Origin of the sequence: Streptomyces sp. RKAG290, from assembly GCF_023701695.1 — a bacterium.
Taxonomy (GTDB): Bacteria; Actinomycetota; Actinomycetes; order Streptomycetales; family Streptomycetaceae; genus Streptomyces.
Genome location: NZ_JAJOZC010000001.1, coordinates 5,418,854 through 5,445,533, shown reverse-complemented (window position 1 = coordinate 5,445,533; position 26,680 = coordinate 5,418,854). Strand labels below are relative to the sequence as shown.

23 protein-coding genes and 1 pseudogene are annotated in these 26,680 nt (G+C 72.0%); 14 read left to right on the top strand and 10 right to left on the bottom strand.

Annotation, left to right across the window (positions count from 1 at the left end; all coding sequences use genetic code 11):
- Positions 1–75 precede the first annotated feature (75 nt).
- The 6 genes and pseudogenes from LNW71_RS24015 to LNW71_RS23990 all read left to right on the top strand — a co-directional run bounded on the left by LNW71_RS24015 (position 76) and on the right by LNW71_RS23990 (position 6,209).
- Complete coding sequence (locus tag LNW71_RS24015) at positions 76–753, top strand: DUF3105 domain-containing protein (RefSeq protein WP_250970122.1); 678 nt, start codon at positions 76–78, stop codon at positions 751–753.
- Entirely contained in the window at positions 750–1,484 is a 735-nt protein-coding gene (locus LNW71_RS24010; protein WP_250970121.1) for a DUF305 domain-containing protein, read from the top strand. Before LNW71_RS24015 ends, LNW71_RS24010 begins: the two co-directional genes overlap by 4 nt.
- 185 nt (positions 1,485–1,669) lie before the next feature.
- Positions 1,670–2,095 (top strand): CBS domain-containing protein, encoded by a 426-nt coding sequence (locus LNW71_RS24005; RefSeq protein ID WP_250970120.1) that lies wholly within the window; start codon positions 1,670–1,672, stop codon positions 2,093–2,095.
- A 96-nt stretch (positions 2,096–2,191) separates the two neighbouring features.
- Positions 2,192–2,743: a hypothetical protein gene (locus LNW71_RS24000; protein WP_250970119.1), complete on the top strand. Its 552-nt coding sequence runs from the start codon at positions 2,192–2,194 to the stop codon at positions 2,741–2,743.
- A 59-nt stretch (positions 2,744–2,802) separates the two neighbouring features.
- On the top strand, positions 2,803–4,377 hold the full coding sequence (locus LNW71_RS23995) for a multicopper oxidase family protein (protein ID WP_250970118.1): 1,575 nt from the start codon (positions 2,803–2,805) through the stop codon (positions 4,375–4,377).
- 78 nt (positions 4,378–4,455) lie between these two features.
- Positions 4,456–6,209, top strand: a pseudogene (locus tag LNW71_RS23990) (NAD+ synthase).
- Between the two features lie 230 nt (positions 6,210–6,439).
- On the opposite strand, the gene LNW71_RS23985 reads toward LNW71_RS23990, so the two are convergent.
- The 4 genes from LNW71_RS23985 to LNW71_RS23970 all read right to left on the bottom strand — a co-directional run bounded on the left by LNW71_RS23985 (position 6,440) and on the right by LNW71_RS23970 (position 11,487).
- Entirely contained in the window at positions 6,440–7,654 is a 1,215-nt protein-coding gene (locus LNW71_RS23985; RefSeq protein WP_250970117.1) for an MFS transporter, read from the bottom strand.
- Between the two features lie 218 nt (positions 7,655–7,872).
- Positions 7,873–8,895, bottom strand: coding sequence for an endonuclease/exonuclease/phosphatase family protein (locus tag LNW71_RS23980; protein WP_250970116.1), 1,023 nt, complete (start codon positions 8,893–8,895; stop codon positions 7,873–7,875).
- 190 nt (positions 8,896–9,085) lie between these two features.
- Positions 9,086–9,802 carry a TetR/AcrR family transcriptional regulator gene (locus tag LNW71_RS23975; protein ID WP_250970115.1) on the bottom strand — a complete coding sequence of 239 codons (717 nt, stop codon included), beginning with the start codon at positions 9,800–9,802 and terminating at the stop codon, positions 9,086–9,088.
- An 80-nt stretch (positions 9,803–9,882) separates the two neighbouring features.
- Positions 9,883–11,487 carry an MFS transporter gene (locus LNW71_RS23970; RefSeq protein WP_250970114.1) on the bottom strand — a complete coding sequence of 535 codons (1,605 nt, stop codon included), beginning with the start codon at positions 11,485–11,487 and terminating at the stop codon, positions 9,883–9,885.
- Between the two features lie 172 nt (positions 11,488–11,659).
- Between LNW71_RS23970 and panB the strand changes: the two genes are divergently transcribed.
- From panB to LNW71_RS23955, 3 genes are all read left to right on the top strand, one after another.
- Positions 11,660–12,547 (top strand): 3-methyl-2-oxobutanoate hydroxymethyltransferase, encoded by an 888-nt coding sequence (gene panB / locus LNW71_RS23965; protein ID WP_250970113.1) that lies wholly within the window; start codon positions 11,660–11,662, stop codon positions 12,545–12,547.
- A gap of 107 nt (positions 12,548–12,654) precedes the next feature.
- Positions 12,655–13,665, top strand: a complete 1,011-nt coding sequence (locus LNW71_RS23960; protein WP_250970112.1) for an ATP-binding cassette domain-containing protein — start codon at positions 12,655–12,657, stop codon at positions 13,663–13,665.
- Complete coding sequence (locus LNW71_RS23955; RefSeq protein ID WP_250970111.1) at positions 13,662–14,519, top strand: ABC transporter permease; 858 nt, start codon at positions 13,662–13,664, stop codon at positions 14,517–14,519. Before LNW71_RS23960 ends, LNW71_RS23955 begins: the two co-directional genes overlap by 4 nt.
- Positions 14,520–14,529: 10 nt before the next feature.
- Here the strand turns inward: LNW71_RS23955 and LNW71_RS23950 are convergent, their stop codons facing one another.
- Complete coding sequence (locus LNW71_RS23950) at positions 14,530–17,832, bottom strand: BTAD domain-containing putative transcriptional regulator (protein ID WP_250970110.1); 3,303 nt, start codon at positions 17,830–17,832, stop codon at positions 14,530–14,532.
- A 203-nt stretch (positions 17,833–18,035) separates the two neighbouring features.
- Here LNW71_RS23950 and LNW71_RS23945 point away from each other — a divergent pair, with 203 nt between their 5' ends.
- Complete coding sequence (locus tag LNW71_RS23945) at positions 18,036–18,833, top strand: site-2 protease family protein (RefSeq protein WP_250970109.1); 798 nt, start codon at positions 18,036–18,038, stop codon at positions 18,831–18,833.
- 211 nt (positions 18,834–19,044) lie between these two features.
- Here the strand turns inward: LNW71_RS23945 and LNW71_RS23940 are convergent, their stop codons facing one another.
- Positions 19,045–19,233: a hypothetical protein gene (locus LNW71_RS23940; RefSeq protein ID WP_250970108.1), complete on the bottom strand. Its 189-nt coding sequence runs from the start codon at positions 19,231–19,233 to the stop codon at positions 19,045–19,047.
- 95 nt (positions 19,234–19,328) lie between these two features.
- Positions 19,329–20,039: an NADPH-dependent F420 reductase gene (gene npdG / locus LNW71_RS23935; RefSeq protein ID WP_250970107.1), complete on the bottom strand. Its 711-nt coding sequence runs from the start codon at positions 20,037–20,039 to the stop codon at positions 19,329–19,331.
- Between the two features lie 140 nt (positions 20,040–20,179).
- Between npdG and LNW71_RS23930 the strand changes: the two genes are divergently transcribed.
- Complete coding sequence (locus LNW71_RS23930; RefSeq protein ID WP_250970106.1) at positions 20,180–20,782, top strand: hypothetical protein; 603 nt, start codon at positions 20,180–20,182, stop codon at positions 20,780–20,782.
- Between the two features lie 76 nt (positions 20,783–20,858).
- Positions 20,859–22,169: an MFS transporter gene (locus LNW71_RS23925; protein WP_250970105.1), complete on the top strand. Its 1,311-nt coding sequence runs from the start codon at positions 20,859–20,861 to the stop codon at positions 22,167–22,169.
- Between the two features lie 30 nt (positions 22,170–22,199).
- On the opposite strand, the gene LNW71_RS23920 is transcribed toward LNW71_RS23925, so the two are convergent.
- Complete coding sequence (locus LNW71_RS23920) at positions 22,200–22,433, bottom strand: hypothetical protein (protein WP_250970104.1); 234 nt, start codon at positions 22,431–22,433, stop codon at positions 22,200–22,202.
- Between the two features lie 58 nt (positions 22,434–22,491).
- Here LNW71_RS23920 and map point away from each other — a divergent pair, with 58 nt between their 5' ends.
- Positions 22,492–23,349 carry a type I methionyl aminopeptidase gene (gene map, locus LNW71_RS23915; protein WP_250970103.1) on the top strand — a complete coding sequence of 286 codons (858 nt, stop codon included), beginning with the start codon at positions 22,492–22,494 and terminating at the stop codon, positions 23,347–23,349.
- Positions 23,350–23,631: 282 nt separating this feature from the next.
- Positions 23,632–24,297: a biliverdin-producing heme oxygenase gene (locus tag LNW71_RS23910; protein WP_250970102.1), complete on the top strand. Its 666-nt coding sequence runs from the start codon at positions 23,632–23,634 to the stop codon at positions 24,295–24,297.
- 61 nt (positions 24,298–24,358) lie between these two features.
- Here LNW71_RS23910 and LNW71_RS23905 read toward each other — a convergent pair whose 3' ends face one another.
- Positions 24,359–25,042 (bottom strand): PhzF family phenazine biosynthesis protein, encoded by a 684-nt coding sequence (locus LNW71_RS23905; RefSeq protein WP_250970101.1) that lies wholly within the window; start codon positions 25,040–25,042, stop codon positions 24,359–24,361.
- Between the two features lie 82 nt (positions 25,043–25,124).
- Positions 25,125–26,666, bottom strand: coding sequence for an HtaA domain-containing protein (locus tag LNW71_RS23900; RefSeq protein ID WP_250970100.1), 1,542 nt, complete (start codon positions 26,664–26,666; stop codon positions 25,125–25,127).
- Positions 26,667–26,680 lie beyond the last annotated feature (14 nt).

The following is a 26,680-nucleotide window of genomic DNA, read 5'->3' as shown; positions in this document are numbered from 1 at the left end:
TCGCAACTGCCCTGCGTACACCGCTTTCCCGTCCGTTCCCCTCCCTCATCGCCCCTTCGCAGAAGGACCCACGACATGAGCTTCGACCGCAGGACCCGCATAGAGCAGATGCGTAACGCCGACCGCGCCCGGGACCGCCGCAACCGCGTGCTGGCCATAAGCCTCAGCGCCGTCGTCGTCGCAGGTCTGGTCGCCTTCGGGAGCTACACACTGCTCGACAGGTCCGAGGCGTCGGCGGACCAGAAGGCATCGGACGCGAAGGGCGCCAAGCAGTCCGAGGCGGAGCGGAAGAAGCTGGCCGCAGGGTCGATCAAGGGCGAGAAGACGTGGGACGCGAAGAAGCTGACCCGCAACCACGTCACCAAGACCGTGACGTACCCGATGAAGCCCCCGGTCGGCGGTGACCACAACCCCGTCTGGATGAACTGCGACGGGGAGGTATACAAGAACGCCGTCCCGGACATGAACGCCGTGCACTCGCTGGAGCACGGATCGGTGTGGGTGACGTACACGGACAAGGCCCCGGCGGCCGACGTGGGCAAGCTCGCCGAGCGGGTCGGGAAGACCCCGTACTCGCTGATGAGCCCGTACCAGGACCAGGCCGGCACCATCATGCTGAGCGCTTGGGGCAAGCAGGTCACGGTGGACGGTGCCGACGACCCCCGGGTGGCGCAGTTCTTCGCGAAGTACGTGCAGGGGGCGCAGACGCCCGAGCCCGGCGCGGCGTGCACGGGCGGGCTGGGGGCGCAGTGACGGTTACGGAACGCACCCGGCGCACCCGGTGGGTGGCGGGTTCCGCCGTCGCGCTCGCGGTCCTGTTCGCGGGGGCGGCGACGGTCGCCTCGGCGCGGGACGACGGGGCGGATCACCACGCGGAGGCATCCGCACCGCGCCCGCCCGCGGTGGACTCGGCGGACGCCGGGTTCGCCCGCGACATGGCGGTCCACCACCAGCAGGCCGTGGAGATGTCCTTCATCGTGCGGGACCGCACCGGGAACGCGGACGTGCGCCGGCTCGCGTACGACATCGCCAACACGCAGGCCAACCAGCGCGGCATGCTGCTCGGCTGGCTGGACCTGTGGGAGCTGCCGAAGGCGGCCGCCGGGCAGGAGCCGATGGCCTGGATGGCCGGGCAGCACGACGGCCACAGCGGGCATGACATGGGCGACATGGACGGTATGGAGGGGATGGCGGGCAGCGGCACCGCCTACCGGGCTCACGACGGGTCCCTCATGCCGGGCATGGCGACGCGCACCGAGCTCGAACGGCTCCGCACCGCGAGTGGCAAGCAGGCCGAGGTGCTGTATCTCCAGCTGATGACCGACCACCACAAGGGCGGCATCGACATGGCCCGCGGCTGCGCGAGCCTGTGCACCGTGAAGGCGGAGAAGCGGCTGGCCCGGAGCATGGTCGAGGGCCAGCAGTCCGAGCTGGACGCGATGGCGGGGATGCTGGCGGAACGGGGCTCGGCGCCCCGGACCTGAGACGGTCCGGACGGGCCGGACGGGCCGTTTGTCGGGACACGCACCCGGAGCGGACCGAAGGGTTCCCCCGCCGCACGGATGCACCCGAATGGGTGATAGCGGTCGCGTACCCCGAACGGGCCCCTCACGCTGGGTTCGCTCGGGGTCGTACGGCAGTGTCTACCGGTACGCAGGAGGAATCCCCCATGACCACCGCCAAGGACATCATGCACACCGGCGCCACCTGGATCCCGGCGCACGAGACCCTCGACCGCGCCGCCCAGCTGATGCGCGAGCACAACGTCGGGGCGCTGCCCATCTCCGCCAACGGCGAGCAGGACCGGATGATCGGCATCCTCACGGACCGCGACATCGTGGTCGGCTGCGTGGCGATGGGCCGGAACCCGTCGAAGGTCACCGCGGGCGACCTCGCGCAGGGCACGCCCCGCTGGATCGACGCGGGCGCGGAGGTGGAGGACGTGCTGGAGGAGATGCAGAGCCACCGGATCCGCCGGCTTCCCGTGGTCGAGAACAAGATGCTGATCGGCATGATCAGCGAGGCCGACCTGGCCCAGCACCTCGACGAGGACCAGATCGCCGGCTGGGCGGAGAAGGTCTACTCCCGCGGCTGACCGTCACCGCGCACGGCCGACCGGCCCGTCGTCCCGCCGCGCGCGGGGTGGCGGGCCGCCGCCGTTCATATACCCGGCGGGGGTAGGGTGGCCGGCATGTCCGGGACGAGGGGTGCGAGGTACGGGCGGCTGCTGCTGTTCGCCACGCTGCTCTTCGGGATCTTCACCATGCACACCGTCGGGCACCCGGCGGAGCAGGGCCGTACGGGGACCGCCCTGACGGGTTCGCACGCCATGAACGCACCACCGGCGCCCGTGGACGCCGCGGACGACCCGGCCGCCGGCTCGATGGCGTCGGACGCGATGACGGCCGTGGACGCCGTGGCCGGTGACGCGACGGCCCTGGCCGCGACGGCCGCCGGCCCGATGGCCCCGGCCGCGATGACGGCCGCGGGCATCGCGCCGCCGCCGGATGCCGGGCGGCCGGGCCGGCCGGCGCCGATGCAGGGCATGGACCCGATGGCCGTCTGCCTCGCCGTGCTGTCCGCCTGGGCCGTCGCGCTGCTCACCGTGCTGCTGGTGGCGCGCAGGACCGCGGACCGTCCGGCGGCAGGCGCCGGAGCCCGCTCGCCGCAGATGCCCCGGCCCCCTCCCCCACCACGGCCGCGCAACGCCGTCCTCATAGGTCTGTCGGTACTGCGGATATAGGCGCACCGCGCCCCACCGCCCTCCCTCACACCGACAACATCTTTGAGGTGCACCCAGTCATGCCCGCACAGCACTCCCGACGCGCCCTGCTCGGCGCCTCGATCGCCTTGGCCGGTACAGGAATCGTCGCCGCCTGCGCCGATGGAAACGCAGCCGCGGACCACTCCGGCATGCCTCACGGGGGGCCGTCCGGCACGACGGCCCCCGAGGGATACGTCTCGCCCGACGGCCCGGAGGTCGCGGCGGCCGAGAAGCTGCGGGGCGCCGGCCCCGTCCGCAAGGTCGCCCTGACCGCGACCCCCTCCCGGCTCGAACTGGGCGGCGGACGCACCGTCAGCTCCTGGGCGTACGGCGACCGGCTGCCGGGCAAGGAGGTCCGGGTCACCGCGGGCGACACGCTCGCCCTCACTCTCGCCAACCACCTGCCGCAGGCGACCTCGATGCACTGGCACGGACTCGCCCTGCGCAACGACATGGACGGGGTGCCCGGACTGACGCAGCGGGCCATCGAGCCGGGTGCCGACTTCACCTACAGGTTCGCGGTGCCGGACCCCGGTACGTACTGGGTCCACCCGCACTCGGGCGTCCAGCTGGACCGCGGGCTCTACGCGCCACTGATCGTCGAGGACCCGAAGGAGCCGCTGTCGTACGACAAGGAGTGGGTCGTCGTCCTGGACGACTGGCTCGACGGCGTGGACGGCTCCACCCCCGACGCCGTCCTGAAGGAACTTACCGGCGGCAGCGGGCACAGCGGGCACGCCATGCCCGCACCGTCCTCGTCCGCTGCCGCCGACGACGGTCCGTCGCGCATGCTGACGGGCGCCACCAGTGAGCTGCTGGGCGGCGAGGCGGGCGATGTCGGCTACCCGTACTACCTGATCAACGGCCGCACCCCCGACGACCCGTCCGCCTTCACCGCCCGGCCGGGCGACCGGATCCGGCTGCGGATCATCAACGCGGGCGGGGACACCGCCTTCCGCATCGCGCTCGGCGGCCACCGGATGACGGTGACGCACACCGACGGCTTCCCCGTCCGGCACACCGCGACGGACGCGCTGCTGCTCGGCATGGGCGAGCGGTACGACGTGCTGGTGACCGCCGGGGACGGGGTGTTCCCGCTGACCGCGCTGGCCGAGGGGAAGAAGGCCTCCGCGAGGGCGCTGCTGCGGACCGGGGCCGGGACGGCGCCCGCCGCGTCCGCGGAGCCGAAGGAGCTGACCGGCCAACTGGTCACCGCCGACCGGCTGGTCCCGGACGAGTCGGTGGCGCTGGCCGCCCGGGAGCCCGACCGGACGGTGCGGATCAGGCTGACCGGTTCCATGGCGGCGTACGACTGGGCCTTCGACGGAAAGCCCTACACCGCCGACCAGCGCAATCCCGTGCAGGCCGGTGAACGCGTCCGGCTGGAGTTCCGCAACGCCACCGCGATGTGGCATCCGATCCATCTGCACGGTCACACGTTCGCGCTGGCCGGGACCGCGGCCGGGGCCCGTAAGGACACCGCGATCGTGCTGCCCCGGCAGTCGCTGACGGTGGACCTCGACGCCGACAACCCGGGGCTGTGGATGCTGCACTGCCACAACCTGTACCACGCGGAGGCGGGCATGATGACGGTCCTCGGCTACCGCCGCTGACCGGCCCCTGGCGGGCCGCACGGTCTTTCGCGCGGCCCGCCAGGACATCGCGTCAGTCAGACGATTACACTGGGCGGCGTGCCTCAACTACGCCTCGCACTGAATCAGATCGACTCGACCGTCGGTGACCTCGCCGGCAACGCCGAGGCGATCCTCCACTGGACCCGGCACTCCGCCGAGCAGGGCGCCCATCTGGTGGCGTTCCCCGAGATGGTGCTGACCGGTTACCCCGTCGAGGACCTGGCCCTGCGGTCGTCCTTCGTCGAGGCGTCGCGGGACGCGCTGCGTGCGCTCGCCGCCCGTCTCGACGAGGAGGGCTTCGGGGAGCTCCCGGTCGTCGTCGGCTACCTCGACCGTTCCGAGTTCCCGGCGCCGCGCTACGGCCAGCCCGCCGGGTCCCCGCGCAACGCCGCCGCGGTGCTGCACCGCGGCGGGATCGCGCTGAACTTCGCCAAGCACCACCTGCCCAACTACGGCGTCTTCGACGAGTTCCGGTACTTCGTGCCCGGCGACTCGATGCCCGTCGTGCGGGTGCACGGCATCGACGTGGCGCTCGCGATCTGCGAGGACCTCTGGCAGGACGGCGGCCGGGTGCCGGCCGCACGGGCCGCCGGGGCCGGGCTGCTGCTGTCGATCAATGCCTCGCCCTACGAGCGGGACAAGGACGACACCCGGCTGGAACTGGTCCGCAAGCGGGCCAGGGAGGCCGACTGCACCACCGCCTACCTGGCGATGATCGGCGGCCAGGACGAGCTGGTCTTCGACGGCGACTCGATCGTCGTCGACAAGCAGGGCGAGGTGATCGCCCGTGCCCCGCAGTTCGCCGAGGGCAGCGTGATCCTCGATCTCGACCTGCCGGCCGCCGCGGCCGAGACGCCGTCGGGTGTGGTGAACGACGGGCTGCGGATCGACCACGTGGTCCTCTCCGAGAAGCCGCTGCCTGCTTACGAGGCGGAGCTGGCCGGAGGGTACGCGCAGCGGCTCGACGACGACGAGGAGCTGTACTCGGCGCTCGTGGTGGGCCTTCGGGCCTACGCGGCGAAGAACGGCTTCAGCACCGTGCTGATCGGGCTCTCCGGCGGGATCGACTCCGCGCTCGTCGCGGCCATCGCCTGCGACGCGCTGGGTGCGCAGAACGTGTACGGCATCTCGATGCCTTCGAAGTACTCCTCGGACCACTCCAAGGGCGACGCGGCCGAGCTGGCCCGGCGTACCGGGCTGAACTTCCGGACCGTGCCGATCGAGCCGATGTTCGACGCGTACATGGGGTCGCTGGGGCTCACCGGTCTCGCCGAGGAGAACCTCCAGTCCCGGCTGCGCGGCACGATGCTGATGGCCGTCTCCAACCAGGAGGGCCAGATCGTGCTGGCCCCGGCAACAAGTCGGAGTTGGCGGTCGGCTACTCGACGCTGTACGGGGACTCCGTCGGCGCGTACGGGCCGATCAAGGACGTCTACAAGACGTCGATCTTCCGGCTGGCGAAGTGGCGCAACCGGGCCGCCGAGGAGCGCGGGCAGACCCCGCCGATCCCCGAGGCGTCCATCACCAAGCCGCCCAGCGCCGAGCTGCGGCCGGGTCAGGTGGACACGGACTCGCTGCCGGACTACGACGTCCTGGACCGGATCCTGGAGATGTACGTCGACCGGGACCAGGGGCTCGACGCGATCGTCGCGGCCGGGTTCGATCCGGCGCTGGTAGCGAAGACGCTGCGGATGGTGGACACGGCGGAGTACAAGCGGCGGCAGTATCCGCCGGGGACGAAGATCTCGCCCAAGGGCTTCGGCAAGGACCGGCGGCTGCCGATCACGAACCGGTGGCGCGAGTCCGGCTGACGCCGGGGGTGGGTGTGGTGCTCGGGCCCGTCCGGCTGAGGGTTTGTCCTCAATCGCCGGACGGGCTTGGCTTTGCCCGGTGGCGGGCTTGGTTTGGCCCGGTGGCGGGCTTGGTTTGGCCCGGTGGCGGGCTTGGTTTGGCCCGGTGGCGGGCTTGGTTTGGCCCGGTGGCGGGCTTGGTTTGGCCCGGTGGCGGGCTTGGTTCTGCTCGGTGGCGGGCGCGAGATTGTTCAGTGCGCGTCCACCGCGGAATCGGTGCGGTCGGGCGTCTTGTCCGCGCGGGCCACGACCCTGGACGGGGTGCGGTCGCGGTCCAGTACGCCTGCGGTGACCGCGACCGCGAGGCCCGCCACGGCGAGGACCGCGCCGACCAGGGCCGGGGACGTCCAGCCCCAGCCCGCCGCGATGGCGACTCCGCCCAGCCAGGCACCGCCCGCGTTGGCCAGGTTGAACGCGGAGTGGTTGGAGGCCGACGCCAGGGTCGGGGCGTGCCGGGCCTTGTTCATGACGAGCATCTGCAGCGGCGTGGTGGTCATGAAGCCGACCCCGCCCAGCAGCACCACCATCACCAGCGCGGCCCACTGCACATGGGCGGCGAACGGGAAGACCGCCAGGACGACCGCGAGCGCGCCCAGCGAGCCGTACAGCGTCGGCCGCAGCGCCCGGTCCGTGAGCGGGCCCGCGGCGAGCGCGCCCAGGGTCATGCCGATGCCGAAGAGCGCCAGCACCAGGGTGACCGAGGACTCGCCGAAGCCCATCGCCTCGGTCGTCATCGCCGAGAGGTAGGAGTACACGGCGAACACCCCGGCGAAGCCGAAGACCGCGGTGAGCAGTCCGAGCAGTACCTGGCGGTTGCCCAGGGCCCGGAGCTCGTGGCGGACGCCCCGGTGGTCCTCGACCGGGATCTGCGGGACGAGCCGGGCGAGCGCGGCCATGGCGCACAGGCCGATCACCGCGACCACCAGGAAGGTGGCCCGCCAGCCGAGGTGCTGGCCGAGCAGGGTGGCGGCCGGCACGCCGACGATGTTGGCGACCGTCAGGCCGAGGAACATCGTCGCCACGGCCCGCGCCTGGCGCCCGTCGGCGACCAGCCGGGCGGCGACGACCGCGCCCACACCGAAGAACGCGCCGTGCGGCAGCCCGGCCAGCAGCCGCCCCGCGAGCAGCCAGCCGAAGCCGGGGGCGAGCGCGGAGGCGAGGTTGCCGACGGTGAAGAGCGCCATCAGCAGCAGGAGCATCCGTTTGCGCGGGATCCGGGAGCCGAGTGCGGTGAGCAGCGGGGCGCCGAGCACCACACCGATCGCATAGGCCGACACGAGGTAGCCCGCGGTGGGGACGGAGGTGCCCAGATCGTCCGCGACGTTGGGCAGCAGGCCCATCATCACGAACTCCGTGGTACCGATGCCGAAGGCGCTCACCGCGAGTGCGAGCAGAGCCAGAGGCATGAAGAAGAACCTTTCCACAGGGGCCTGTCCGCCGCGGCGGACAGGGGCGGCCGGGCGCAGGGCCCAGGCCGCAGGAGGGAGCCCGAGGCATGGCGGCGCGGCCGGCGTGAGGCCGGAGCGCACAGCGGCGGGCCGGCTCCGTCGCCGGCCGCCCTCGGTCCCTGATCGGAACAAATACTCTCAGACGGTTTATGCCGGGAGGTAAACGGACCGTGACGTCAGAGCCTGACGCGGGCGGCGATCGGGAGGTGGTCGCTGTCCGTCGCGGGGAGCGTCCAGGACGACACGGGGTCGACGCCCTTCACCATGATCTGGTCGATCCGGGCCATCGGGAACGACGCGGGCCAGCTGAACCCGAAGCCGTCACCTGCCGCGCCCTGCGTGGAGCGCATCTGGGAGGTGACCGCGTTGAGCGAGCGGTCGTTCATGGTGCCGTTGAGGTCGCCGAGCAGCACGACCTTGTCGAGCCGTTCGTCCGCGATGGCCTCACCGAGTGCGTCCGCGCTCTGGTCGCGCTGGTTGGCGGTGAAGCCGGCGTGCAGCTTGACCCGTACCGAGGGCAGATGCGCGACGACGAAGCCGACCTCGCCCTCGGGTGTGGCGACGGTGGTCCGCATGGCCCTGACCCAGCCCATCTTGATGTCCACCGGGCGGGTGTCATGAATCGGGTACTTGCTCCACAGGCCGACGGTCCCCTGCACGGAGTGGTACGGGAAGCGGCCGTCGAGCGCCGACTCGTACGTCCGCACCTGACCGGCGGGCAGTTCCTGCAGCGCGATGACATCGGCGCCGGAGCCGGCCACCTGCTGGGCCGTGCCGGTGGGGTCGGCGTTGTCCGCGTTGACGTTGTGGGTGGCGACGGTGAGATCGCCGCCCCCGCCCGACTTGTCGGTGAGCAGACCGCCGAACAGGTTGAACCAGACCACGACCGGCAGTAGCAGGGCGATCAGCGCGGTCGCGGAGCGCCGCACGATGCCCAGCACGAGCAGGACCGGGACGAAGACGGCGATCCACGGCAGGAACGTCTCGGTGAGACTGCCCAGGTTGCCGATGGTGTTCGGGATCTGGGCGTGGCAGATCATCACGAGGGTCAGCAGGACCGAGCAGCCGGCCAGCACGATGCCGCGCCGCCAGATGTCCCGGTCCTTGGTCCATCTGTCGCGCAGGTCCCGGAAGCGGGATCCGGTGGGCTGCGGTCCTGCGCCGCCGTTCCCGGTGTCCGCCCTGTACGCCTGCACCATCACGCTGTCCTCACTGCCTTGCCCTGTACATCGCCGCGCCATCGACCCTAGGCGATGAACCATGGGTTTCCCGCCGTCGACGACGGCCGTACTGCCAGCAGGACGAAGGAGGAGGTACGGCGGGTTCCGGCAGGAGGGGGTCTGCGGGGGCTTGTGACAGAACGATCACAATGGTGTGGGTCCGGGCGCGTCAGCCGCGGCCTGCGCCTTCGCCGGAACCGGCGGCGGCCGGGCGCGGCCCGAGGCCCTCGACCAGCAGTTGGATGATGCGGTCGGCGAGGTCCTCGGGCAGCGGCGCGTCGGGCCGGTGGACGGTGCGTACGAGCATGGGGCCGAGGAACAGGTCGTCCATCAGCTCCACGTCCGGGTCACCCCGCAGTTCGCCGGCGTCGACCGCCCGCTGGACGGCGGCGAGCATGGCGTCCCGGCGTGGCGCGATCACGGTGCGCTGGTACTCGGTCCAGAGCCTGGGATGGCTCTTCATCTGGGCGAAGACGTTGTGCAGCAGTACGGAGGAGCGCTGGGCGAGGCCGCGGGTGCGCATCGACTCCAGCAGTATGCGCAGGTCGCCGAGGCCGCCGGTGCCGGAGACCTCGGGTTCCGGCGGCTCGATGTCGCGCAGGACGTCGACGAAGAGCTCCTCCTTGCCGCTCCAGCGCCGGTAGATGGTGGCCTTGCCGACCCCGGCGGTGCGGGCGATCCGCTCGATGGACAGGCCGGCCAGTGGCTCCCCGGCCTCCAGGAGTTCGGCGACGGCGTCCAGGATGGCGCGCTCGGCCGCCGCGCTGCGCGGGCGGCCGCGGCGGGGCTCCTGCTCATCGCCGGGAGGGCGCTCCGGGCCGCCGTGGGCCTGTCGGTCCTGCTCGCCCGGAGCCCGTTCGTCCCGGTCCGATGCCTGAGCCTGCACGTGAAACCACCTTTCGCCGCCCCGATTCTCGCTGACGCGGGCCGGGGCCGGCCCGCGTCAGCCGGGTGAGGCCGTCCGCGTCACCGTCCCGCGCGGGCGGGCGACGTCTGCTCCTGCGGTGCGGACGGCTGCCCGGTGACCTGCCTGCCCGGCAGGAACAGCGCGACCACGACTGCCCCGATCAGGGCGACGAGGGCCGAGCCGATGGCGGTGACGTGCATGGCGCTCAGGAAGGCGTCGTGCGCGGCGGCGACCAGCGGGGTGCCCGCAGGACCCATCTTCTCCGCGACGCCGAGCGTGGCCTCGATGGACTCCCCCGCCGCGTCCCTGGCGGCGGCCGGCAGCGCGCCGAGGTCCCCCTCGATGTCGCTGCGGTAGACGGCGGACAGCACCGAGCCGAGGACGGCGATCCCGAGCGCGCCGCCGACCTGCCGGAAGGTGTTGTTGACGGCCGAGCCGGAGCCGGCCTTCTCACGCGGCAGCGCCTGCATCACGGCGACCGTGACCGGCGGCATCACATGCGCCATGCCCGTGCCCTGGACGAAGAAGACGACACACATCACCCAGACGGGCGTATCGGCGTCGAACAGTGCGAACGCCGCCAGTCCGACCGCGACCATCAGCATGCCGACGGTGCACACGGCACGGGCGCCGAACCGGTCGACCACCAGCCGGGCCCGCGGGGCGAAGACCATCTGGGCGACGGCCAGCGGCAGGATCAGCAGCCCGGACTGCAGGGCGCTCCAGCCGCGCACGCTCTGCATGTAGAAGGCGGAGAAGAACGTCACGCCCATCAGCGCGAAGAAGACCAGGGCGATGGCGGCGACCGCGGCGGCGAAGGCCGGCTTCCTGAAGTACGTGATGTCGATGGCCGGGCTGCTGCTGCGCTTCTCGTGGAGGACGAACACGACCAGGACGGCCAGGCCGCCGATGACCGGCAGCAGCACGGAGACGTCGGTGAAGTCGGCGAGCTCGCCGCCGCGGATGATGCCGTAGACCAGCAGCACCAGACCGATGATGGAGAGCACCACGCCGATCGGGTCCAGCCGGCCCGGCTTCGGGTCCCTGGAGTCCGGCACGAGCACCACCATGGCGATCAGCGCGACGACCACCACGGGCACGTTGACCAGGAAGATCGAGCCCCACCAGAAGTGCTCCAGGAGCAGCCCGCCGGTGATCGGACCGATCGCGATGCCGAGGCCGACGCTGCCCGCCCAGATGCCGATGGCCTTGGGCTGCTCGTCGCGCTCGAAGACGTTCATCAGGACGGCGAGTGTGGCCGGCATCACGAAGGCGGCGCCGAAGCCCATCACGGCGCGCCAGGTGATGAGTTCGGCGGGCGAGCCGGACATGGCGGCGAAGGCCGAGCCGATGCCGAAGAGGACGATGCCGGCGAGCAGGACCTTCTTGCGCCCGATGCGGTCGCCGAGCAGGCCCGCGGTGAAGAGCAGTCCGGCGAAGACGAGCGTGTAGGAGTTGATCGCCCACTCCAGCTCGCTCTGGGTGGCTCCCAGCCCGGTGGGCGCGGGGGAGGCGATCGTCTTGACCGCGACGTTCAGGATCGAGTTGTCCAGCACCACGATGAGCAGGCTGAACATCAGGACGGCGAGGATCGCCCAGCGACGGCGGTGGACCGCCTCCGGGACCTGGGGCAGGGCGGCGGGAGCGCCGGACGGTATGGACATGGGCCAGAGCCTAGCGTTATTTCGATACGAGACCGTCTCGTATTGGAAAGTTTTTACCGACTGCGGACCCGTGCGCGGGGCGCACTTCCCGTGAGCGGCTCCGGGATGCCACCATGGAAGGGATCCGGGGACGCCGTCAGGGTGCCTCGAGATGACGAAGGAGCCGTTGGCAATGTCGCTTCAGGCTGCGAAGAACCAGTCCACCGAGTCCCCCGCGGGCGCCCCTTCCGACAGCAGCAAGGCGCTGTACGGAGGCAAGAGCAACCGCCGTGTCACCATCCACGACATCGCCGCCGCCACCGAGCGCGGCGAGAAGTGGCCCATGCTCACCGCCTACGACGCGATGACCGCGTCCGTCTTCGACGAGGCCGGCATCCCGGTCATGCTCGTCGGCGACTCCATGGGCAACTGTCACCTCGGCTACGAGACCACCGTGCCCGTCACGATGGACGAGATCGCCATCCTCTCCGCCGCCGTCGTGCGGGGCACCAGGCGCGCACTCGTCGTCGCCGACCTGCCCTTCGGCGCCTACCAGGAGAGCCCCGTCCAGGCCCTGCGCAACGCCACCCGGCTGATCAAGGAGTCCGGGGTCGGCGCGGTCAAGCTGGAGGGCGGCGAGCGCAGCCACGAGCAGATCAAGCTCCTGGTCGACGCCGGCATCCCGGTCATGGCCCACATCGGCCTGACCCCGCAGTCCGTCAACGCGATGGGCTACCGGGTGCAGGGCCGGGGCGAGGAGGCCGCCCAGCAGATGCTGCGCGACGCCAAGGCCGTGCAGGACGCGGGCGCGTTCGCCGTCGTCCTGGAGCTCGTACCGGCCGAGCTGGCCGCCGAGGTCACCCGCATCCTGCACATCCCGACCATCGGCATCGGCGCCGGTCCGGACACCGACGCCCAGGTGCTGGTCTACACCGACATGGTCGGGCTGACCGGCGGCAAGGTGCCGCGCTTCACCAAGCAGTACGCCGACCTGCGCCAGATCCTCGGCGACGCGGCGAAGGCCTATGCGGACGAGGTCGTGGGCGGCACCTTCCCGGCGCCGGAGCACACCTTCCACTGACCGGACGACCACTGCCGGCACCACCGACAGCCCGCCGACTTCCCCCATCGGCGGGCTGTCGGCCGCCTGTCGGTGGACTGTCGGTGGCGGCTGATCTGATAGTGGACATGACGCGATTCGACAAGAACCCCAGCAACGGCAACAACGCCGTCGAGGTACGGGGACTGGTCAAGCACTACGGCTCGACCAAAGCTCTGGACGGCGTGGACCTCGATGTGCGCGAGGGCACCGTTCTCGGTGTGCTCGGCCCCAACGGCGCCGGCAAGACCACCCTCGTACGCATCCTGTCCACCCTCATCCTGCCGGACGCCGGACACGCGGTCGTGGCGGGCTTCGACGTGGTGAAGCAGCCCCGCGCGCTGCGCCGCACCATCGGTCTGACCGGTCAGTACGCCTCGGTCGACGAGAAGCTCTCCGGCTGGGAGAACCTCTACATGATCGGGCGGCTGCTCGACCTGCCGCGCAAGAAGGCCCGGTCCCGCGCCGACGAGCTGCTGGAGCGCTTCTCGCTCACCGACGCGGCGAAGAAGGCCGCGATGGACTACTCCGGCGGTATGCGCCGCCGGCTGGACCTGGCCGCATCCATGATCGGCAGCCCGGCCGTGCTGTACCTGGACGAGCCGACGACCGGGCTCGACCCCCGTACCCGCAACGAGGTCTGGGACGAGGTGCAGCGGATGGTCGCGGAGGGGGCGACCGTGCTGCTCACCACCCAGTACATGGAAGAGGCCGAACAGCTCGCCAACGAGCTCACCGTCATCGACCAGGGCAAGATCATCGCCCGCGGCGGCGTCGACGAGCTGAAGGCCAAGGTCGGCGGCCGCACCCTGCAGATCCGCCCCTCGGACCCGGCCGAACTGGCCGCGATGGCACAGGCGTTGCGCGAGGCCGGGCTGGACGGGGTCGCGGGCGCCCAGGCGGTTCCGGACGAGGGACTGCTGTACGTACCGATCCTCAGCGACGAGCAGCTCACCGCCGTGATCGGCCTGCTCGGCACCCGGGGCTTCTCGCTGGCGCACGTCGCCACCGCGCTGCCCAGCCTGGACGAGGTCTTCCTCGCCATCACGGGCGACAAGGCCACCGTCACCGACACGATTCCCCAGGAGGTCGCGGCATGAGCACGACGACTCTGACACCCACGCCCGTCGACGCGCCCCCTGCCGCCCCGGCCGCCAAGCTGCACGACGAGGGCCGGATCGGGCTGCGGAACAACCTGCGCCACATCGGGGCGCTGGTGCGGCGCAACCTGCTCCAGATCAAGAAGGATCCGGAGTCGATGTTCGACGCGCTCCTGATGCCGGTCATCTTCGTGCTGCTGTTCGTGTACGTCTTCGGCGGCTCCGTCGGCAGCAGCATGGGCGGCGGCCGGCAGGAGTACCTGAACTACCTGATCCCCGGCCTGATGGCGATGATGGGCATGAACATCGCCATGGCCGTCGGCTCCGGTGTCAACGACGACTTCCGCAAGGGGGTCATGGACCGGTTCCGCACCATGCCGATCGCACGCTCCTCGGTGCTCATCGCCAAGATCGTGGTCGAGATCGGCCGGATGATGGTCGCGACGCTGATCCTGCTGGGCATGGGCTTCGCGCTCGGCATGCAGCTCCACGGCTCGGTGCTCGGGCTGGTCGGCGCGATCGGTCTGGCCGCCGCGTTCGGCGCCGCGATCATGTGGATCTTCATCCTGCTCGGACTGGCCCTGAAGACGACCCAGGCAGTGCAGGGAATGGGGATGATCGTGATGATGCCGCTCCAGTTCGGTTCCTCGATCTTCGCCCCGCCGCAGACGATGCCCGGCTGGCTCCAGACGTTCACCGACTACAACCCGCTGTCCAACCTGGCCGACGCCGCGCGCGGCCTGATGATGGGCACCCCGCTCGGCAACTCGGTCTGGCTGACGCTCGGCTGGACCGTGCTCATCACCGCGGTGATGGCCCCGATCGCGGTGTCGAAGTTCCGCAAGAAGTCCTGACGCGCCCGGCTCAGTCCCGGCACGCGTCGACGAGGGCGGTGGCCTCCTCCAGGGAGAGGCCACCGCCCTCGGCGTACGCGGCCTCGAAGCCGGCGTCCCCGAGTACGCCGCGGGCCAGCCCCTCGGCAGCGGCGTAGTTCTCCCGCTCCATCAGCGTCATCACATGCCCCTGGGGCAGCAGCCCCCGTGCGGCGGCCAGCACCCGCGCGGCGCAGCCGGCCCGGCGCTCCCCGCCGAGTCCGCCCAGCGCACGCGCCGCAGTGACCAGGTGGATGACGTGCATGTGCGGCGCCACGATCTGCGACAGCGTGTCGTCGGACCGCGCCAGCGCCTCCCGGCTCCGGGGCAGGGCGTCCGCGTACCGGCCCTCCTGGGTGTCCAGCCAGGCCAGGCCGCCCAGCACGAACGCGTCGAAGACGGCCATGGACGCGGTCCTGAACTCCTCCTGCAGCACGGTGAACTGCTCGCGGGCCTCGACGGTGCGTCCGGACAGGCCCAGCGACAGGGCCAGGAAGAACCGGGCGAACGCGGTTGCCTCGTGCGCCGCGTGCCGCCCCTCGGCGAGCACCTCCCGAAAGATCGCCTCGCCCTCCGGGCCGCGGCCGAGCTCGGTCAGCGCGGAGGCGTACCGGGTGCGGAGAACCAGCACCTGCGCCTTGGCGCCGATCTTCTCCGCGTAGCCGATCGCGGCCTGGTAGTCCTCGGCAGCCCGGGTGTAGTCGCCCGACTTCTCGTTCGCCTCGCCGCGCGAGGAGAGAGCCTCCGCCGCACCCCAGTCGTCGCCGAGACGGCCATAGATCTCCAGGCTCTCGTCCGCGTCGGCATGGGCCTCGCCGGCCCAGTCGGGGCGGTTGGCCAGCACGTTGGCACGCATCTGGAGCGCGGCGGCCAGCTCCCAGTCGTATCCGAGCTCCCGTGAGGCGCGTACCGTCTCGTCCAGCAGGCCACGCATCCGCGAGAGCTGACCGGTGAGCATGACGGCGAAGATCCAGAGCGAACCCGGGCTGCGGCAGGTCTGGGGCTGGCCCGGCCGGTAGGTGGCGGCGATGACGCGCAGTCGGGCCTTGCCGGCTTCGTCCGCCCATGCCTCCATCGAGTGGTCCAGGCTGGCGATCCGCACCAGTTCGACCTCGCGCCGCGCCTCCTGGAGCAGTTCGGGGCCCATCGGCGGCGGGGCGTCGGTGCAGCGTTCGTACAGGGAGGGCGCCGGGCTGCCCGGCGGGGCGAACGGATCGGGGCCGAGCGCGGTGACGGCCTCCGTCCAATGCAGGGCGTCGCTGCGCAGATCACGCATCTGCCAGTACCAGGCGAGCGAGAGCACCATGCAGAGCGACTCCTGCTCGTCGCGGGCGGCGACGGCGTGCCGCAGGGCGGTGCGCAGGTTCTCGTTCTCGCGCTGGAGCAGGTCGAGGGCGGCGCGCTGTCCGGCGCCCCGGAGTTCGGGGTCGGTGGTGCGGGCCAGCTCCCGGAAGAAGACGAGGTGCTGCCGCTCCACGACGTCCCGCTCCCCCGCCTCCTCAAGGCGTTCGCCGGCGTACTCACCGACGGTCTCCAGGAGGCGGTAGCGCATCCGGCCGTCCGGCGCGGGCGCGGCGACGACGAGGGACTTGTCGACGAGCGAGCCGAGCACTCCGGCGACGTCGTAGGCGTGCTCCCCGCAGACCGCCTCGGCGGCGTCGAGGGTGCAGCCGCCGGAGAAGACCGACAGCCGGCGCAGGGCGGTGCGTTCGGCCTCGTCCAGCAGGTCCCAGGACCAGTCGACGACGGCCCGCAGGGTCTGCTGGCGCGGCAGCACGGTGCGGCTGCCGTTGGTCAGCAGCCGGAACCGGTCGTCGAGCCGGTCGGCGATCTGGCGCGGGGTGAGCATCCGCAGCCGGGCTGCGGCGAGTTCGATGGCGAGCGGCAGCCCGTCCAGCCGCCGGCAGATCTCCGCGGTGGCCGCCACGGTCTGCTCGTCCGCGTCGATCCGGAAGCCGGAGAGCGCGGCGGCGCCGCGGTCGGCGAACAGGCGCAGCGCCATCGGATCGGGCAGCGGGTCGACCGGGCGGACGAACTCGCCCGGTACGCCGAGGGGTTCACGGCTGGTCGCGAGGACGGTGAGGCCCGGGCAGCGGGCCAGCAGATGGTCGGCGAGGGCCGCTGCCGCCTCGATGAGGTGCTCGCAGTTGTCCAGGAGCAGCAGCATGCGGCGCCCGGAGCAGTGTTCGGTGAGCCGGGTGAGCGGTTCGCCCGCGCCCCGTTCGGCGGCGCGGAGCTCCTCGGCTCCCGCGCCCCGCAGCACGGTCTCGCGGCCGCCGAGCGCGGTGAGGACGGCCTCCGGGACCGCTTCGGGATCTGCCACCGGTGCGAGCTCGGCCAGCCAGACGCCGTCCGGCCAGGTGGCCGGGTCCACGGACTCGGCGGCCTCCTGGGAGAGCCGGGTCTTGCCGGCACCGCCCGGGCCGAGCAGGGTGACCAGCCGGGCGCGGGAGAGATCGCCACGCAGGGCTTCGATGTCCCGTTCCCGTCCGACGAAGCTGGTGAGCCTGGCGCGGAGGTTGCCCGGTGGGGCGGCGGGGGCCGGCCGGGCGGCGGGCGCGGCCGGACGCGCCGGTTCCTGACGGAGCAACTCGGCATGCAGCGAAGTGAGTTCACGCCCCGGGTCGGTGCCGAGCCGGTCGGCGATGACGGTGCGGACCTCGTCGTACGCGGCCAGTGCCTGGGCGGTGCGCCCGGCGTCGCGCAGGGCCCGCAGCCGTAGCGCCTGGAGCGGTTCATCGAGGGGGTGTTCGTCGCAGAGCGCGGCCAGTTCCGGCAGCGCCTCGTCGGCCCTGCCGAGCGCGAGCGCGGCGGTGAGCCGGGTGCGGCGGGCGTCGAGGCGCCGGGCCGTCCAGCGGGCCGCGACGGCGTTGCGGTCGGGCAGGTCGGCGAGGACCGGTCCGCGCCACAGGCCGAGGGCGTCGTCCAGGACGCTCACGGCCTTGGCCGGATCGCCGGCCTCCAGCGCCCGTGCCCCCTCGCCCGCGAGCCGTTCGAACCGGTACAGGTCGACGGCGTCCGCTTCGGCGGCCAGCCGGTAACCGTTCTCCGCCGAGGTGACCGCCTCGTGCCCCAGCGCCCGCCTGAGCCGGCCCACGAGTGCCTGCAGGGCGCCCGGCGCGTCCGCGGGCGGGTCCCCGTCCCACACCTCGTCGACGAGCACGGCGGCCTGCACCGTGCGGCCGGGCCGCAGGGCGAGCACGGTGAGCAGGGCGCGCAGCCGCGCCCCGCCGATGGCGACGGCCGTGCCGTCGTCGCGGAGTGCCTGGGTGGTACCGAGGATGCTGTAGCGCACGCGCCCATTGTCCGTGACCGGGGCCGGGAGCGGGACAGCCGCCCGGCGAAGGCCGCGTGGCCCGTCCCCCGCACTTTCTGTCATGCCCCCACCCTTTACGGAACCTCCGGCCGGATGCCAGACGTTCTGGCCGTGTCGCCTGTACGGTCGGGTCTCGCCGCCCGCCAGGTCCCGACCCTCCCGCAGCCACCAGGAGCCCGCCGATGACCACCGCAACAGCCCGCAGCGACCGGCGGATCAGCCCGGTCTTCCTCGGGATCGCCGCCGTGACGGCGGTGTCCGGCTGGGCGGTGTGGACGGACTTCGCCGATCAGCCGGGTTTCGCGACGTTCCTCTTCGTCACCGCGGCCTGGGTCGTCTCGCTGTGCCTCCACGAGTACGCCCACGCCAGGACCGCGCTGCACAGCGGCGACATCTCCATCGGCGCCAAGGGGTATCTCACCCTGAATCCGCTGCGCTACACCCATGCCCTGCTGAGCATCGTGCTGCCGGTGCTGTTCGTGATCATGGGCGGGATCGGTCTGCCGGGCGGCGCGGTCTTCATCGAGCGGGGCCGGATCCGGGGCCGCTGGAGGCACAGCCTGATCTCGGCGGCGGGACCGCTGACCAATGTGCTGTTCGCCCTCGTCTGCACCGCGCCCTTCTGGCTGGACGCACTGGACGGCGTCCCGGTCGCCTTCCGTTACGCGCTGGGCTTCCTGGCCCTGCTCCAGGTGACGGCGGCGATCCTGAACTCCGTACCGGTGCCGGGCCTGGACGGCTACGGGGTGATCGAGCCCTGGCTCTCGCACTCGGTGCGCCGCCAGGTGGAGCCGTTCGCCCCGTTCGGGCTGATCGCCGTCTTCGCCCTGCTGTGGATCCCCGGGGTCAACGCGGCGTTCTTTGACGCGATCGATGCGCTGCTGCGGGCGCTCGGCGTGAGCGACTTCGAGACGTACTGCGGTCTCGACGCCTACCGGTTCTGGCAGACGCCGAATCCGGTCTGCGCGCTGGACGGCTAAGGGCTGTCCCGTAATCCCTGGTGGATCAGCGCGCGGCGTCAGATGCGGTGCATCGCAAGGCGGAGGGACGTCCGCATACTGGATGTATTCGGGCGTCCCGACAACGGAGGGGGTCCCCCCGTGCCGTTGAGGCTACGGGGGAGAGGTGCCGTAGCTGTCGTCGTGCGCCCGCCAGGGATTGCGGGACAGCCCTTAGGGCCTCACGTTCGGACTAGGAAGCACCCTGCGCACCCTGCGCGGCGCGCTGCCGGCGCAGGTAGTACCAGGCCATGTTGGAGGAGAGTCCGACCAGCAGCACCCAGACGATCCCGAGGAGCCAGCTGCCCTGCACGAAGGAGATCACGGCCGCGGCGACGGCGAGTACGCAGACGGCGAGGGCGTAGAGAGCGAGGCGGGGCATGGGGGTGGCTCCTGTCGGGGGATGGCGCGCGGTCCCGTCCAGTGTCCCCCATGCCCCGCCTCGCTCCGAGCAGGGTGCGGCCGCTGGGGCGCGGCTCACACGTCGGTGGCGCGCAGCCCCGCGTGTGCCTTGTAGCGGCGGTTGACCGAGATCAGGTTGGCGACCAGCGACTCGACCTGGTGGGCGTTGCGCAGCCGGCCCGCGAAGATGCCGCGCATCCCGGGGATCCGGCCGGCCAGCGCCTGGACGAGGTCGGTGTCGGCGCGGGCCTCGCCCAGCACGAGCACGTCGGTGTCGATCTCCTCGATCGCCTCGTCCTGGAGCAGCACCGCCGAGAGGTGGTGGAAGGCGGCGGTGACCCGGGACTCCGGCAGCAGGGCGGCGGCCTGCTCGGCGGCGCTGCCCTCCTCCGGCTTCAGGGCGTAGGCGCCCTTCTTGTCGAAGCCGAGCGGGTTGACGCAGTCGATGACGAGCTTCCCGGCCAGCTCGTCGCGCAGCGACTCCAGGGTCTTGGCGTGCCCGTCCCACGGCACGGCGACGATCACGACATCGCTGGTGCGGGCGCACTCGGCGTTGTCCGCGCCCCGCACGCCGTGTCCCAGCTCGTCGGCGGCGGCCTGCGCGCGGTCGGCCGCGCGGGAGCCGATGACGACCTGCTGTCCGGCACGGGCGAACCGGTAGGCGAGACCGCGGCCCTGCGGTCCGGTGCCGCCGAGTACGCCGATGGTCAGGCCGGACACGTCGGGAAGGTCCCAGGGGTCCTTGGCAGGGGGCTTGGGCGCGCTGCCGCTGTCATTCGTAGTCATGGCCCCGACACTACTGCCAGGTAGGGAGTGGAACGCCGCGTCGTCGGCCCGCGGTGCGGGGCCGGGGTCCGGGTCCCGTTCGGATGGTTCCGGGCCGTTCCCCGGTGCGGCCCCCGGGACGTGGTGCATGATGCCGGGCCATGGATGCCGTACGTGTGGCGCTGCTGCGTGAGGTGCTCGCCGGGACCCAGTGGCCGGCGGCCAGCCGGCGGTTCGCCGAAACGCTGCGCTCGTCCGTCGTCCCGCACGGCGGCGGGCTCCTGCTGGTGGGGACCGAGGTGTACGAGCCGTGGCACCTGGCGGCGCACCTGGTCGACGAGTCCACCTGGTCGGGGCTGCGCGAGCTGACGCCGACGCTGGTACGCCACCGGGTGGGGCCCGGGGACCCGGCACATCTGGCGGTCGGGCTGGGCCGGATCGAGACGGCGGGGCGGGGCGAGACCCTGCTCGTGGTGGCGCCGCAGTCGCCGGGCGGGGGGCTGCTGGAGCGGGTGCACGATGCCCGCCGGGCCGGGGCGACGGTGCTCTCGCTGGACAACGGCGATCCGGAGGTCCGGGGGCTCGCCCATGAGGCGCTGTCCGTGACGGACGGCGAGGACGTGGACCTGGACACGGTCCAGCACCTGGTCAGCGCCGCGGCGGGCGAGAACGGCACGCCGGTGCCGCGCGGGCGGCGGCGCTTCCGGGACCGGCTGTCCCGGCTCGCCGACCAGCTGACGGCGCCGCCGCCGGCCCGGTGGTGACCCGGCCGGCGGCCCCCGCACCCGTCGCCGGAAATGCATTTGCCCCGGCCACGCGGTGGCCGGACGATGTGTCCTCGTGACCACTCGCTCCTCCCCCGCGGCCCGGCTGGCGGCGCTGCTGCCCGACCTCTCGCCCTGGCACTCCAGCGCCGACTTCCGGCTGCTGTGGGTGCAGGGGCTCGTCACCTACTTCGGCAGCTTCATGGCACTGATCGCGCTGCCCCTCCAGATCAAGGAACTGACGGGCTCGCCGCTCGCCGTCGGGGCGATGGGCGCGGTCGAGCTGGTACCGCTGGTCGTCTTCGGTCTCTACGGCGGCGCGCTCGCCGACTCCGCGGACCGCCGCAAGGTCATCCTGGCCACCGAGGCGGGGCTCGGCCTGCTCGCGCTGGTCCTCCTGGTGAACGCCGCCCTGCCCGACCCGCTGCTCTGGCCGCTCTACGTGGTCGCCGGCGGGGTCTCCGCGCTCGCGGGGCTCCAGCGGCCCGCGCTGGACTCACTGATGGCCCGGATCGTGCCGCACGACCAGCTCACCGCGGCCGCCGCACTGAACTCGCTGCGCTGGCAGTTCGGCGCGATCATGGGGCCGGCGCTGGCGGGCGTGGTGGTGGCCTGGGCCGGGCACGCCACGGCGTACGCGGTCACGCTGGTCACGTTCACCGTCTCGGTCCTCCTGTGCCGCAGGCTCGCGCCCGCACCGCCCGCGGAGCAGGCCCGGAAGCCGTCGCTGCGCGGGATCGCGGAGGGCGCCAGGTACGCCTGGAGCCGCCCGGTGCTGCTGGGGACGTACGCGATCGACCTGGCGGCGATGTTCTTCGCGTTCCCGAACGCGATCTTCCCGTTCCTGGCCGACGACCTGGATGCCGAATGGTCGCTGGGCCTGATGTACGCGGCGGGCTCGGTCGGCTCCCTGCTGCTGGGCCTGACCAGCGGCTGGACCTCACGGGTGCGCAGGCACGGACTGTTCGTGGTGGCCGGTGCGGCCGTCTGGGGGCTGGCCATCGCGGCGGCGGGCAGGTTCGGCAGTGTGTGGCCGGTGCTCGGCTGCCTGGCGGTGGCGGGCGCGGGGGACATGCTCAGCGGGCTCGGCCGCTCCACCATCTGGAACCAGACCATTCCGGAGGAGCTCCGGGGCCGGCTGGCGGGCATCGAGGTGCTCTCGTACAGCGTCGGCCCGCAGCTCGGCCAGGTGCGGGCCGGCGGGATGGCGGGGTGGACGGGCACCCGCTCCGCGGTCTGGACCGGGGGCGTGGCGTGCGTCGCCTCGGTGGCGCTGCTGGCGGCCGCCCTGCCGAAGCTGCTGACGTACGACTCGGCGACGGACGAGGACGCGCTGCGCAGGCGCGCGCGGAGCGAGGAGGGCCCGGTGGCCGCGGCGACGGGCTGAGCCCGTGCCGCCGCGCCCCGGGCCGCGCCCTCAGCCGGCCGCGTTCCCGTCCGGCCCCTGGCGGTCGTGCCACTTGGGGTCGGTCTCCCACTCCAGGTTCCGCTCCTGCGCGGTCTCCATGGCGTGCTGGGCCTCCTGGCGGGAGGTGTACGGGCCGAAGCGGTCCTTGGCGGGGCACTCGGGGCCCTCCTCGACCTTTTTGTGCTCCAGACAGTAGAACCACTCGCCCGGCTTGCCGACCGTACGCTTCTTGAACAGGGCCATCGTCGGCTCCTTTCCTCGGTGCCATGCTGCCCCAGACACGCTGGTTAGACTCGCTGGCATGTCTGGCCAGTCGCTGCTTGTACCAGGGGAGCTCACTCCCGTCCGTTCCGTGCCCGGAAACATCCGGCGCCCCGAGTATGTCGGCAAGCCCGCTCCGACGCCGTACACCGGCCCGGAGATCCAGGACGACGAAACCGTGGAGCGCATGCGCGTCGCGGGGCGGATCGCCGCACAGGCCATGGGTGAGGCCGCGAAGCACATCGCCCCGGGCGTCACGACGGACGAACTCGACCGGGTCGCGCACGAGTTCATGTGCGACCACGGCGCCTACCCGTCCACCCTCGGCTACCGGGGCTTTCCCAAGTCGCTCTGCACCTCGCTCAACGAGGTGATCTGTCACGGCATCCCGGACTCGACGGTGCTGCGCGACGGCGACATCGTGAACCTCGACGTGACGGCGTACATCAACGGGGTGCACGGCGACAACAACGCCACCTACCTCTGCGGCGACGTGGACGAGGAGTCGCGGCTGCTCGTGGAGCGCACCGAGGAGTCGCTGAAGCGGGCGATCAAGGCGGTCCGGCCGGGCCGGCAGGTCAATGTGATCGGGCGGGTCATCGAGTCGTACGCGAAGCGCTTCGGGTACGGGGTGGTGCGCGACTTCACCGGGCACGGGATCAACTCCTCGTTCCACTCCGGTCTGATCATTCCGCACTACGACAGCCCGCACGCCACCACCGTGATGAAGCCCGGCATGACGTTCACCATCGAGCCGATGCTGACGCTCGGCACCCACGACTACGACATGTGGGACGACGGCTGGACCGTGCTGACGAAGGACCGCAAGCGCACCGCCCAGTTCGAGCACACGCTGGTGGTGACGGAGACCGGGGCGGAGATCCTCACCCTCCCCTGAGCAAGGGCCTCGGCCCTCCGAACAGACAGCTCCCCCGAACGGGAGAACGGCCGCCCTCCGGGGCGGCCGTTCTCCCGTTCGGGGGTCTTTTTCCGCCGGGCCGGGATGTCCGCGTGGAACCGGGGTACGTTTTACCGACAGCGCGTCGGGAAACAGTTGACTTAGGTAAGCCTAAGTAGGAGGATCGGTGCATCGGCCTCCGTTGCGGCTCACAGCTGTGACGGGCCGATATTTCCGTCTCTTTCTGGACTTCCCGTCCCCCTCGGTCCCCGGAGGCCCGCCTTGGACGCAACCGTCACCGCCACGCCCTTCTCCACGCTGATCCGCACCGCGTCGCACGAGCAGCACACCGAGGCGGAGACCTCGACCTTCATGAGCGACCTGCTCGGCGGGCGCCTCGGTGTGGACGCCTACACGCGCTACACCGAGCAGCTGTGGTTCGTGTACCGGGCCCTGGAGGACGGTGCCCAGGCGCTGCGGAACGACCCGGTGGCCGGTCCGTTCATACAGCCCGAGCTGATGCGCACCGCCGAACTGGAACGCGATCTCGCCCATCTGCGGGGTGCGGACTGGCGCGAGGGCCTGGAGCCGCTGCCGGCCACGGCCGCGTACGCCGGGCGGGTCGCCGAGTGCGCCCGCACCTGGCCCGCGGGTTACATCGCGCACCACTACACCCGCTACCTGGGCGACCTGTCGGGCGGCCAGATCATCCGCGACAAGGCCGAGAAGACGTGGGGCTTCGCGCGCAAGGGCGACGGGGTGCGGTTCTACGTCTTCGAGGGGATCGCCAACCCCGCCTCGTTCAAGCGGGGATATCGCGAGCTGCTGGACGCGGTGAACGCGGACGACCTGGAGAAGCAGCGGATCGTGGACGAGTGCAAGCGTGCGTTCGCGCTGAACACCGCGGTGTTCCGGGAGCTGGGTGAGGTCTTCCCGCTCAGCGCGTGAGCCTGTGGGCAACGACGGCGGGGCGGCCCGGTGCGGGCCGCCCCGCCGCGTCGTCGTCCCCTCAGCCGCCGGACGGGCCCGAATGTGCGAGCAGGACGCGGCCGCCGACCTCCACCGTGCCGTCCGGCGCGGGTGCGGTGAGGATCTGGGAGCCGCGCCCTTGCCTGATGTTCAGGGCCCGGCCCAGCTGGGTGCTGAGCAGCAGCGCGGCCGCTCCCGTCGCCTCGTCCTCGACGATGCCGTCGTCCCTGCGCGGGAACGCGCGCGCCCTGACCCGGCCCGCGGCCTCGTCCTCCCACGCCCAGACGTAGAGCCAGCCCTCACCGGGCGGCGGACCGGTCAGGGCCTCGACCTCGGCCACCGAGCCGTACCGCTCCAGGGTGCGCGGCGGGACCCACTCCGGGCGCGCGGTGATCCAGCTGAACTCCCCGTCCTGACGGGCGAAGACGTCCCCCACCGGAAGCTCCAGGATCTCCAGGTCGAGCAGCCAGGCGGCGCCGACCAGCGGATGCCCGGCGAACCGCAGCCGGAGTCCCGGGGTGTAGATCTCCAGGTGCCCGCGTTCCGGATCGTCCACGAACACGGTCTCGCTGAAGCCGAGTTGTCGGGCGAGCTCCTGCCGGGACGCCTCATCGGGGTGGTCGCGCCCGTCGCGTACGACTCCGAGGGCGTTGCCGTGCCGGCCGTCGGGGCCGCAGAACACGCGCAGTACGTCGATGCCGGCGGGTACGTCGTAGTCACTCACGTCCGCATTCAAGCACCGCCCGGGCCCTGCCCCGTGACGGGGCCGGTATCCCGGGCGGTGGTGTCGCGCGGTGCGGCAGGGATCAGACGGTGCGGCGGCGACGGGCCACGGTGACCGCTCCCGCGCCGGCCGCCACGATGACACCCGAGGCGGCGAACAGCGCGCCGGACGGCAGGTCGGACCCCGTGGCGGCGAGGGCGCCCGAGCCGCCGACCGTGCCACCGCCCACGGTGGGGCCGGTGGCCGAACCGCCCGTGGCGGACGAGCCGCCGGTCGTGCCCTCGCCGGACGGGAGTTCGGCGTCCTTGTCCAGGGCCACCGCGACGGTCAGCGCGTCGAGCTGCTCACCCGCCCGGTACATCCCGCCGAACGCCTTGGTGCCGTCGGCGGTGAGGGTCGCCGGCACGGCGGAGAGAGTCACCACGCCGTCCGCGGCAGTGAGTCCGCCGGCGGGCAGCTTCAGGTCGGCGACGGCCAGGCCGGGGTAGGTGGCGGCCTTCTTCGTCTCGCGGTCCTTGGTGGACACGTCGGCGATCAGCTTGCCCTTGGTCCCGTCCGCCTGGATCTCCAGGTGGGTCAGGGACAGGTCGAGGGTGTACGCGCCGTCCTCCTCGTGGCCCAGGAAGCGGACCTTGCCGTCGAAGTCGGCGTCGAGGGTCTTCTTGCCGGCGTCGAAGTGGCCGGTGGCGCCGGGGAAGCGGTAGCCGTCGCCGGACGCGGTCGCGCCGCCCGTCGTCTCGACCTTGCCGTGGGCGATGGGGCCGGTGACGTAGGTGCGGAAGGAGGCCTTGACGCCCCAGTCCAGGGTGCCGTCGACGATCGCGCCCGGATCGGCGGCGGGCTTGTCGGTGGCGGTCGGGGTGACGGTGGCGGTCGGGGAGGGCTTCGAGGTCGGCTTCTCCGTCGGCTTGGTGGTCGGCTTGGTGGTCGGCTTCTCCGTCGGCTTGCCGGTGGGCTTGTCCGTCGGCTTTCCGGTCGGGGCCGCGACGGCCTTCACCGTGAGCGTCGCGGGATCGAGCACCTCGCCTTCCTTGTACTGGCCGTTGAAAGCCTCGGAGCCCGCCTTCGTCAGCTTCGCGGGGATGTCCTTGAAGACCATCGCCCCGCCCGCGCCCTGGCCCGGCTGCACGGCCGACAGGTCGAGGGCCGCGACCGCCACGTCGTTCTGCGTGCCCTGCGGGGTCGCCACATCGGCGGTGATCGCGCCGCCCTTGCCCGCGGTGGAGAGCTTGACGTCCGAGAGCGTGATGTCGAGAACGCCGCGGTGGGCCGAGAAGTTGACGCCGCCCTCGAAGGCCGTGTCGGTGCCGTGGGTGGCCGTGTCGTACGTGCCCTTGCCGTGGACGAAGGTGAACACACCGTTGCCGTCGGCCTGGGTGGCGCCGTCCTTGACCGTGATCTTGCCGGCGGCGCCGATGTACTTGCGGAAGGACTCCTTGAAGCCCCAGTCCAGCGTGCCGTCCTTCAGCTCCATGGCCAGGGCGGCCGCGGTGGCGCCGTCCTGGTCCAACTGGCCGGCCGCGAAAGCCGGGAGGGCGAAGGCGGCTCCGAGGGCGGCTGCGGTGGCGACGGCTGCGGTGGCGACGGCTGCGGCGAGGGCTATGGGGCGGCTGGTGGCTGACATGGTCGGTGGTCTCC

What these genes read in the sequence shown, in the direction of transcription:
- LNW71_RS24015 (WP_250970122.1), top strand. Translation starts at nt 76, where the DNA reads ATGAGCTTCGACCGCAGGACCCGCATAGAGCAGATGCGTAACGCCGAC.
- LNW71_RS24005 (WP_250970120.1), top strand. Translation starts at nt 1,670, where the DNA reads ATGACCACCGCCAAGGACATCATGCACACCGGCGCCACCTGGATCCCG.
- LNW71_RS24000 (WP_250970119.1), top strand. Translation starts at nt 2,192, where the DNA reads ATGTCCGGGACGAGGGGTGCGAGGTACGGGCGGCTGCTGCTGTTCGCC.
- LNW71_RS23995 (WP_250970118.1), top strand. Translation starts at nt 2,803, where the DNA reads ATGCCCGCACAGCACTCCCGACGCGCCCTGCTCGGCGCCTCGATCGCC.
- LNW71_RS23985 (WP_250970117.1), bottom strand. Translation starts at nt 7,654, where the DNA reads ATGCCTCTGGCTCTGCTCGCACTCGCGGTGAGCGCCTTCGGCATCGGT.
- LNW71_RS23980 (WP_250970116.1), bottom strand. Translation starts at nt 8,895, where the DNA reads ATGGTGCAGGCGTACAGGGCGGACACCGGGAACGGCGGCGCAGGACCG.
- LNW71_RS23970 (WP_250970114.1), bottom strand. Translation starts at nt 11,487, where the DNA reads ATGTCCATACCGTCCGGCGCTCCCGCCGCCCTGCCCCAGGTCCCGGAG.
- panB (WP_250970113.1), top strand. Translation starts at nt 11,660, where the DNA reads ATGTCGCTTCAGGCTGCGAAGAACCAGTCCACCGAGTCCCCCGCGGGC.
- LNW71_RS23960 (WP_250970112.1), top strand. Translation starts at nt 12,655, where the DNA reads ATGACGCGATTCGACAAGAACCCCAGCAACGGCAACAACGCCGTCGAG.
- LNW71_RS23955 (WP_250970111.1), top strand. Translation starts at nt 13,662, where the DNA reads ATGAGCACGACGACTCTGACACCCACGCCCGTCGACGCGCCCCCTGCC.
- LNW71_RS23945 (WP_250970109.1), top strand. Translation starts at nt 18,036, where the DNA reads ATGACCACCGCAACAGCCCGCAGCGACCGGCGGATCAGCCCGGTCTTC.
- LNW71_RS23940 (WP_250970108.1), bottom strand. Translation starts at nt 19,233, where the DNA reads ATGCCCCGCCTCGCTCTCTACGCCCTCGCCGTCTGCGTACTCGCCGTC.
- npdG (WP_250970107.1), bottom strand. Translation starts at nt 20,039, where the DNA reads ATGACTACGAATGACAGCGGCAGCGCGCCCAAGCCCCCTGCCAAGGAC.
- LNW71_RS23930 (WP_250970106.1), top strand. Translation starts at nt 20,180, where the DNA reads ATGGATGCCGTACGTGTGGCGCTGCTGCGTGAGGTGCTCGCCGGGACC.
- LNW71_RS23920 (WP_250970104.1), bottom strand. Translation starts at nt 22,433, where the DNA reads ATGGCCCTGTTCAAGAAGCGTACGGTCGGCAAGCCGGGCGAGTGGTTC.
- map (WP_250970103.1), top strand. Translation starts at nt 22,492, where the DNA reads ATGTCTGGCCAGTCGCTGCTTGTACCAGGGGAGCTCACTCCCGTCCGT.
- LNW71_RS23900 (WP_250970100.1), bottom strand. Translation starts at nt 26,666, where the DNA reads ATGTCAGCCACCAGCCGCCCCATAGCCCTCGCCGCAGCCGTCGCCACC.